Origin of the sequence: Flavobacterium fryxellicola, assembly GCF_900143245.1 — a bacterium.
Classification (GTDB): domain Bacteria; phylum Bacteroidota; class Bacteroidia; order Flavobacteriales; family Flavobacteriaceae; genus Flavobacterium; species Flavobacterium fryxellicola.
Map to the genome: position 1 here is coordinate 1 of NZ_FRDK01000034.1, position 1,265 is coordinate 1,265.

Below are 1,265 nucleotides of genomic sequence, written 5' to 3' on the forward strand. Positions count from 1 at the left end.
TGTACTCAAATCGTAACGGTGGTCGATTCTATTCTGCCAACAATCACCTGTGCAGCTCCGGTTACAGTGACTGTAGATGCCGCTTCTTGTACTACTGCTAAAGAAAATGTAACTCTTGGTCTGCCAACCACGGCTGATAATTGTGGTGTCAAATCCGTAACTAATGATGCCCCTAGTGTATTTCCAATCGGAAACACTACGGTAACTTGGACCGTAACTGACAATGCAGGAAATACTGCTACTTGTACTCAAATCGTAACGGTGGTCGATTCTATTCTGCCAACAATCACCTGTGCAGCTCCGGTTACAGTGACTGTAGATGCCGCTTCTTGTACTACCGCTAAAGAAAATGTAACTCTTGGAATGCCAACTGCGGCTGATAATTGTGGTGTGAAATCCGTAACTAATGATGCCCCTAGTGTATTCCCGATCGGAAACACAACGGTAACTTGGACCGTAACTGATACAGCAGGAAATACTGCTACTTGTACTCAAATCGTAACGGTGGTCGATTCTATTCTTCCAACAATCACCTGTGCAGCTCCGGTTACAGTAAATGTAGATGCCGCTTCTTGTTCTACCGCTAAAGAAAATGTAACTCTTGGTCTGCCAACTGCGGCTGATAATTGTGGTGTCAAATCCGTAACTAATGATGCCCCTAGTGTATTCCCTATCGGAAACACAACGGTAACTTGGACCGTAACTGACAATGCAGGAAATACTGCTACTTGTACTCAAATCGTAACGGTGGTCGATTCTATTCTGCCAACAATCACCTGTGCAGCTCCGGTTACAGTAAATGTAGATGCCGCTTCTTGTACTACCGCTAAAGCCAATGTAACTCTTGGTCTGCCAACTGCGGCTGATAATTGTGGTGTCAAATCCGTAACTAATGATGCCCCTAGTGTATTCCCGATCGGAAACACAACGGTAACTTGGACCGTAACTGACAATGCAGGAAATACTGCTACTTGTACTCAAATCGTAACGGTGGTCGATTCTATTCTGCCAACAATCACCTGTGCAGCTCCGGTTACAGTAAATGTAGATGCCGCTTCTTGTTCTACCGCTAAAGCGAATGTAACTCTTGGTCTGCCAACTGCGGCTGATAATTGTGGTGTCAAATCCGTAACTAATGATGCCCCTAGTGTATTCCCTATCGGAAACACAACGGTAACTTGGACCGTAACTGACAATGCAGGAAATACTGCTACTTGTACTCAAATCGTAACGGTGGTCGATTCTATTCTGCCAACAATCACCTG

General features: G+C 44.9%; 1 protein-coding gene. It reads left to right on the top strand.

Translation table 11 applies throughout. The features are described from left to right. The coding region (locus BUA03_RS16315) for an HYR domain-containing protein (RefSeq protein WP_139255705.1) at positions 1-1,265 on the top strand (1,265 nt) is incomplete at both ends.